The 7628-nt window shown below is 61.5% G+C and carries 8 protein-coding genes; all 8 read right to left on the bottom strand.

All coding sequences use genetic code 11. The features are described from left to right. Positions 1-1510, bottom strand: a 1510-nt coding sequence (locus tag AC1DQP_RS02240; protein WP_478051029.1) for a VirB4 family type IV secretion/conjugal transfer ATPase, incomplete at its 3' end; no start/stop codon positions are given. Positions 1511-1602: 92 nt separating this feature from the next. Further along, entirely contained in the window at positions 1603-1911 is a 309-nt protein-coding gene (locus tag AC1DQP_RS02235; protein ID WP_457321726.1) for a VirB3 family type IV secretion system protein, read from the bottom strand. Beyond that, positions 1904-2305 (bottom strand): TrbC/VirB2 family protein, encoded by a 402-nt coding sequence (locus AC1DQP_RS02230; protein WP_478051028.1) that lies wholly within the window; start codon positions 2303-2305, stop codon positions 1904-1906. The genes AC1DQP_RS02235 and AC1DQP_RS02230 overlap by 8 nt, the downstream gene beginning before the upstream one ends. A 73-nt stretch (positions 2306-2378) precedes the next feature. Next, complete coding sequence (locus AC1DQP_RS02225) at positions 2379-3314, bottom strand: lytic transglycosylase domain-containing protein (protein ID WP_478051027.1); 936 nt, start codon at positions 3312-3314, stop codon at positions 2379-2381. Between the two features lie 114 nt (positions 3315-3428). Then, positions 3429-4472 carry a P-type DNA transfer ATPase VirB11 gene (virB11, locus tag AC1DQP_RS02220; RefSeq protein ID WP_256774387.1) on the bottom strand — a complete coding sequence of 348 codons (1044 nt, stop codon included), beginning with the start codon at positions 4470-4472 and terminating at the stop codon, positions 3429-3431. Between the two features lie 15 nt (positions 4473-4487). Next, the gene (locus tag AC1DQP_RS02215; protein ID WP_478051026.1) at positions 4488-5750 is read right to left on the bottom strand and encodes a TrbI/VirB10 family protein; all 1263 of its coding nucleotides are present in this window, start codon (positions 5748-5750) and stop codon (positions 4488-4490) included. Further along, complete coding sequence (locus AC1DQP_RS02210) at positions 5747-6523, bottom strand: TrbG/VirB9 family P-type conjugative transfer protein (protein WP_478051025.1); 777 nt, start codon at positions 6521-6523, stop codon at positions 5747-5749. Before AC1DQP_RS02210 ends, AC1DQP_RS02215 begins: the two co-directional genes overlap by 4 nt. Then, positions 6520-7593, bottom strand: coding sequence for a VirB8 family type IV secretion system protein (locus AC1DQP_RS02205; protein ID WP_457321415.1), 1074 nt, complete (start codon positions 7591-7593; stop codon positions 6520-6522). Before AC1DQP_RS02205 ends, AC1DQP_RS02210 begins: the two co-directional genes overlap by 4 nt. Positions 7594-7628 lie beyond the last annotated feature (35 nt).

The raw sequence follows: 7628 nt of genomic DNA, 5'->3' as shown, positions 1-7628 counted from the left end.
GGTTGAAGCCGGTGGCTTGACCGTTATCCAACGCCAGGTAATTCCCGCCACAGGCGCGCACGAAAATCTCCGCGCCACGGTCCTTGTCGAAGAAGAAGATGGTCGGCGACGGATCGTATTTCTGCACCTGGCTGAGCAGGAAGTTGATCAGCGCGGTCTTACCGGTGCCGGACTTACCGATCACCATCGTGTTGGCAATCGCCTTCTCACCCAGTGAGTTTTCCGAGGGGTGGGTCGCGTGGAAATTGAAGTAGTACGGCTGCCCGTTGGTGGTCTGCAACGTGGTAACGCAGTCGCCCCACGGGTTGTTGTGCTGCTTGCCGGTAGCGAAGTTATGCAGGGGTGACAGGCCGAGGAAATTCAGCGAACTCACACTGGCCAGGCGCGTACGGAAGCGCCAGTTGCCAGGCAGCTGGGAGTAGAACGCCGAGGTGACAGCGAGATCTTCCTTGGTCGACACGAAACCCGCGTTGGACAGCTCGGCGCGGGTGGCGGCGATGTTGCCCGAGAGTTTTTCCTGGTTGTCCGCATAGACCGCCATCAGAAAGTGATACTCACCCAGGACGAAATTACCCGACGACAACTGGTCCATGGCCTGGTCGAGCTCGATGATCTGGCTGACGGCCTTGTCGCCTGAAGAGATCATCATGCCCTTGGTACGGTCGAGCACCTTGAGGGCATCCTGTCGCCCCATCGGACTGAACGAATGGGTGATGACGTACTCGAAATCGAGATACTTCAACCCATTGAGCACGCCAGGATAGGTTCCCTCGGCGTACTCCTTGATGTTGAGGATGGCGCCGAAGTGGTTCACACCGTTGGGCGTACTGACGACGAAATCGCCGGTTTTGGCGGAGAACATGTGCCGGCTGACCGGCAGATAGTCCTTCACCGGGGCACTCAACACCGGCACCGGCTCATCGATCCGGTTGAGGAGATACCCGAAGAACTCCAGCGTTTCGGAGAAAACTTGACCGTTCTTGGCCTCGTACATGCCCATGCGATACGGGGCGTAGTCGCGAATGACCGCCTCGACGTTGCCCGCCATTTCCAGCAGGGTCGCAATGGCCTGGTCCTGTTCTGCCTGCAGCTTGGTCACGTTGGACGATTTGTCCATCATCCGCTTGCCCGCCACCACAGGGCGGTAGAGCATGGTCAGGTACAGCTCGTTCTGCATGATGCGCTGCGAAGACAGCATGCCCATGTACTGGTCGGACACATCCTGATTGAAACGCTGACCAAACTGGCTGCGCGCCTTGAGCTGGCGCCTGCGGCGAATATCGTGCACCCAGAAAGCCACGTTGACGAAGTCTGGCGCGCGTAGCGTCTGCAAGAGCCGGTTGAACGTGTTGTGTTTGTGCTCCAGCTCCCAATCCTCGCGCCCAACGAAAGGAAGCCCTTCCAAGTGCCAGGTCAACAGGAAATCGCCACCCGTGGTCTTGACGACCGTCGGCGCCACATGGGACGACAGGGGAATGAATTCGCTGATCGACGTATCGGGACTGAACATGCCTGCTTCCAATGAAGATGCTGCGGAGGTGGAGCTCTTGCCTGGACTGGGCAGGCGAGATGGATCGCCTGCCCAGCGTGCTGCCTGACGCCTCAGACCGACGGCGGCTGTTTGTCGCGGTAGTGATTGGGCGTGAACACCCACATCCCGTCATGGTCCTGTAGGTTCCGCGCCTTGAACTTGAACTGCAGACGCAGACCGATCAGCCGGAAGATCATTTCGTCGCGCTTGGCCATATGCCGCATGACGAAAATGGCGATCGGAATGGTGACCAGCAGCCGCATGTCGAAGTACATGCTGAGCAGCAACAGGCCACCTGCAACCAGGAAGAACGGGACGTAGGGCACGCCCAGAAACATGGCCGGGCGTGTGCAGCCCCGGAACAGCACGTTCTTATGCACTGTAGTACTGGACTGCGTTGTACAGAGCGGCAGCAGCGCTGCCACCGCAGTTGGAGCTCGAGGAATCGCCGAGCAGCATCTTGGCGATCTGGCCAGCGGCACCGATCAGGAGGCCGCCGATCAGGATCGGGGCGACGTCACCGATGCGCTTGTGCGCGAAGGCGATCTGATAGCCGGCAAAAATAACCGCAATGGTGACCACCGCGATCGAGGCGATGTTGAGCAGACCGTTGATGTTGGTGAAGAAGCCGCAGACTTTTTCATCCGTGCCGCCGAAGTTGGTGCCCTGGGCAAACACGTCCGGCACGACCGCCATGGCAACGAAGGCGACAGCCATCAGCATGGTCTTCAGCGTGCGCTGGGTCTGGGTCAGATCGAGATTGGTACGCTTCATTGGTGATTTCCTTGTTGATGGTCAAACACAACTGAATCGGCCGCGCCGGGTGGCTGGCCGTGCGACGACTTCGTCAGAACACGAAGGCTGCATCCCCAGCAGGGATGTTCTGTACAGGCGGCCGCGGAGCCGTAACGGCCGGCGCGGGAACTGCCTGGGGTGTATTTCTTTCGCTCCACGGGCGCACCACAACCGGCCCTCCGGACGGCGGCGCCTCCTGGCTTGGAAGCTCGGGGGCCGCAATGGGTGACGGCATGGCAGCCTGCGCTGGCAAGGCGTGATCGAGGGCCCCCATGACGACCCGCGACAGTGCCGCATCCGCCGTCCTGGTCAGGCCACCGCGCACCATGGCGCCGGTGGACGGATACACCTCATAGGCGCGCGCCGGGTCCAGCGCTGCCTGGGCATATGCACGCGCTGCCGGCACAATCTCCGGCGCAATGCGGGCACTCATCACCGCCTGGGCAGGCGAGCTGACTTGCGGATGGTGGGCGACGTCCACGACACGTCGCTGCGAACGACTGACGACATCGATCGGAGCCACTGCACCATTGGCGGCCACCTGGCTGCCGCGCTGGCGCGCTATCGAAGCGAACACCTTCTGCACATAGCCGTGGCGGAAACCCGTAGTGAAATTGCCGGAGTAGTAGCAACTGAACGACTTGCCCCAGTCCTGGCCTGAACGCCCGTAGCACTCAGCCAGGATCTTCGAGCCGGCCTGCAGGTTCGGGCACTGCTGGAACGCTTTCTCGTAGGAATCCAGACCGTACTTGGCAAGGTTGTAGCGGTTGACCTGGGCCAGCCCGATGGAGAAGTTGTAGCCCTTCTCTTCAAGCATGCGCACCGTCGCCAACGCCTCGTCAAGCTGCTTGGGCTGACGAACGAGCGCACCACCGACAACGCCGATCGCGTACGGGTTGCGCGAGGATTCAACATTGATCACGTGCTGCATGACATCCATGGACACGGCCATTTCAGGACACGCCAGCGCTTCCAGTCCGGGCAACATCAGTCCAACCTCCATGCGGACGACAGGTGACAAGCCACATGTCCAACGTAGGGATGCAAGGCTTCGGCCTGCGTGAAATCCATATTCAGATTTTTGAAAGTCATGATGACCATCTCATCCTGCCTGCGCCAAGGCGCGCTCGGGACTGAAATCGATGCCGGTGATGTAGCGACTGCCGGCGTGAGCCTTGATGTGCACCACGATGTCGATGGTCATCATCAACAGGCGCTTGATCACGGCAAACTCCAGACCGGAGCCTTCAGAAGACGCCTTGACCATCAAGGCAAGCTGGTCCCAGGTCTGCTCCGGGCTGCCGGCATGGCAGCTGGTGATCGATCCGGGGTGGCCGGACGCGCAGTTGCGGATGAAGTAGAACGCCTCATCGCCGCGCAGCTCGGCCAGGATGATGCGCTCGGGCTTCATGCGCAGGCACGCCTCCATGCAGCTCTTGGCGGTGACATTGCTGGCGCTCTGCCCACCCTTCGAGTACAGCAGGTGAACCACGTTGGGCTGGCTGATGAACAGCTCGCGCGCATCCTCGATGGTCACCAGGCGCTCGCTGGCCGGAATGTGGTTGACCAGCGATTTCATGAAGGTGGTCTTGCCACTGCCGGTCGCGCCGGACACCACGATGTTCTTGCGGTACATCACCGCACGCCGGAAGAACTCGGCATAGTTGCGTGACTGCCGCAGCTCGACCAACTCGCTGTCCTGCTCGCTCAGCCCGGCGCCCTGCTCCAGGATCTGGTTGAAGAACCCATCGCTCTGATACTGCTCAAGCGTCTTGGTGTGCTTGGACGGCAGGCGGATGGTGATCGACACCTTGCCGGCATCGCACGCCGGCGGGATCACGAACTGGGCACGCTGTCCGGTCGGGAACGTCAGTGACACCACCGGATCGGCATCGGTGATGCGCTGCCCGGTGTTGCTCTCGTTGACCACGGCCGTGCAGAACTGACGCGCACGCTCGAAGGTCAGCGTGGGAACTTCCACACGCTGCCAACCAGCATTGGTTTCCAGGTACACCTCGCCCGGACGGTTGATACAGATTTCCGTCACATCGGGCGAGGTCATGTACTGGTGAATGCCCAAGACCTCGTACTGGTATCTCAGGAATTCACTGGAAACATCGGCGACAGGGGCCACTTCGGCGTCCATGGTTGATCCAGAGGGTCAGCGGCGCTGCGGCAGCACGTCGCTGAAATCGACGTCCTTTGCCACATAGACACTGACCACGGTGCCTTGGTTGATGGTAACGGTGGGCGGGCGGCGCTGGCTCATTGCTTCGTTGGCCAGGCGTTCCATGCTGCGCGCAGTGGCGCTTTCGTACGGCGATTGCACGGCCAGACCGCTGCCAGTGACCGTGGTGGTTTCCGGTCCGTGCTCGGCGGCGGCGTACTTGAAGGCGTCGGCGATCAGGCTGATCATCAGCGCCGAGGCGATGCGACTGCCCCAGTGCGCACTGTATTGACCTGGATGGCCCGCACCGCCGAGCTGGTCGATGCCCGGGCTGGACATGGCTACATCGATGCCGTTCGGCGTGGTGATGCGATCCCAGATCACCTCGACGCGCTCACCGGTCGGGCCGCCACCATACGCACCGTAGATCTTCGAACCCTTGGGCAGCAGCAGGCTGCGGCCGTTGATCGAGTACACCGGTTCGGTCAGCAGGCACGAGGTGTAGCCCGCGACGTCAGTGATGATGCGGGTTTCGAGCACGCATCGCAGATACGTGCCGCGTACAAGCAGTGCGTCCGGGCTGCGGATGAAGGATGCGTTGGACACATCCTCCACATCCGGACCGCGACGCGTTTTCTGCTGCTGCGGCTGTTGCGGCTGGCTGTTTGCACTCATCTGCGCCAGCATCGCGCGGGTGTACTCGTCCATACCGCCAGCGCTGCCGCCCTCACCGGACTGACCATCGGACACACCGCCGCCACCGCTTATGCGGCGATCAAGCAGCGTAGGGCCGCGTTCCACCTGGGGAGCGGACATCGCCTGCCCGAGATCCGAATCAGGCCGAATGGGGCCGCGCGGCTCGGTTGGCAGCGGCGGAATCATCGGAATCGGCTCAGCCATCGTCGGCGGGGCCTGCGTGGGTGCTACGGTCGGCAGCTCCGGCGTGGAAACGCGTGCAGTCTCATTGAGCTTGGTCGGCGCGTCCGAATCGCTGCTGGACTTCCGCAGCAGGAGGAAACCCATGGCAATGATAAGCACCAGGATGCCGCCGAGGAACAGCAGTGCTTTGCGATTCAGGCGCTGCTCTTCGGACGACCGCAGCTGAGGTGCGCCCGCATCCAGGTTCGGTGCCTGCTCAGCCTGGCTCCTGCCGTAATACGGGTTGTTCGGAGTTTCATCCGGCCCATTGCCAGCGTTGTAGCGCTGGTCGTCATGTCCGTTGTTCGGCTCGTTGCCGGGAATGTTGTGCTGGCTCATTTCTTCACGTTCCTTCGCAGACCGACGACATCATCACCGTGGCGGATGACCAGGTAGGGGTAGGTTCCGTGCACGATGAGAGAGTTGCCCTCAACCGTGGTGTTGACCACGAAATCTTCGCCGTACTCGGTCTCACGGCCGAACACCGCCGGGAAAATGCCGGTCTTGTACTCCGGCGACGCCGGCAGCTTCAGATAGGTAAAACGTCCATCGTCGTAGGCGTTGACCGGAATCAACCAGCCCATCTTCTTCGCCCTGCGGGTCGAGTAGGAATAGTCGAAGTTGTACTGACGATCCTTGGCCAGTTCCGCACTCAACAGCGGCTTGACCTCCTCTTCGACGGCCTGTTGCGCCGTGCCGAATTCGGTATCGCTGGGATAGCTGAAAGCGATCTTGTACTGCACGCCTGCGCGACGCGCCTGTTCAAGCTGGCGCCAGTCGGTTGCAACCACCTTGAGTTCGAAGATGTACGAATGGGTCTCCGTGCGCACCATCATGTTGGTATCCACGTCAACATTCTTCGGCTTGAGGTAGAACACGTTCTCGCGACGGGTCAGCTCCCAGCCGTTGCTGAAGCCAGTGCTGTAGTCCAGGATCTTCTCGTTGGGGCTGAGCTCGATCTGAGTGGTCAGACCCAAGCCTGTACGGACCGGATAGATGCGGTCTTTCTCATACTCATACTGGTCAACCGCCTGCGCCGCTACCGGAGCAGAGAACGCCGACAGCATCGGCAACAGGGCCAACGCGGCCCACCAAACTTTGCTACTACTCATCGGTTGCTTGCTCCCTCAGCAGTTCCGGTGGAAACACGTTGGCCCGGCATTTGAGCCGGCTGCCGCGGCGCGACTTGTCCTGGTATCGCTTGTCCCGGCGCGAGCTGCCCCGGGACGCCTTGTTGCATCGGTTGGCCGGGCACAGCCTGCCCGGGCACCATCTGCCCAGGTGTCGGCGGGACCGGCACGGGTGCCGCAACCGGCTGACCGGTCACCGGGTCGATCACGGTGGCCGCAGCCGGATTGTTCGGATCGTATGCTGCGGCCTGCGCAGCCTGGTTGGCCAGCGCGGCCTGCGCCGATTGACTGGCCATCGCCGCGTCGTCCGGCACCGGAACTCCGCGTGCGTAATCGTTGTCGACGCGGTACTCGGTGACCTGGAACGCCAGAGGGTTCAGCACGCGATCCTGTTCAGACAGTGCAAGATTGGTGCGGTACTCAAAGCGCATGGTCACCAGCTGGTTGTCCAGGAACTGCGACACTGCCGTGCGTTTGTCCAGCAGACTGCGCTGGATGCGTACCGAAGCACCCTTGAAGCTGCCGTTCGGCTCGGCACCGAGCGGCGTGATGCTCAGGATCTTCACCCGGATCGCCTTGCTGGTCCCATAGACGAAGACCGGATTCTGCGGGTTGTTGTTCGCGTACCGCTGGCGCTGGCTGGCGGCAACCGGCTCGGAGGACATGGTGAACACCAGATCCCAGTCGCGCAGCCCCATCACCGCCGAATCGAACGATTCGCGCGCCAGAACGTATTGGGCAACATTGCTCCGGTTGATGGCCTCATTGGCGGTGATGCTCTGGGCACCAAAATTGCCACTGAGACGCGCCACCGTGGCATTGCCGGTATACGCATCGGCCATCACCAGGAACGGCACCTTCTCCTTCAACGGCAGCATGTAGTAATAGCCACCGGCCAGGGCAAGGGACATCACCAGCGAAGCACCCGCCACCCACCAGGCACGACGTTCGCTGCGGCGCGCCATGTCTGCGACAGTCAACTCGTAGCTCACCGCCTTCGCGACGGCCTGGTCGACTTTCGGGCTGTTGCCTGCGTCCTTCTTTCGGAACATGGAATTCATCCGTACTGCTGGAACATCAAAGGGCA

Source organism: Stenotrophomonas sp. P5_A8 (genome assembly GCF_056400545.1).
Note: the sequence above shows the minus strand (reverse complement) of the source record. Positions and strands in the feature narration are given on the sequence as shown.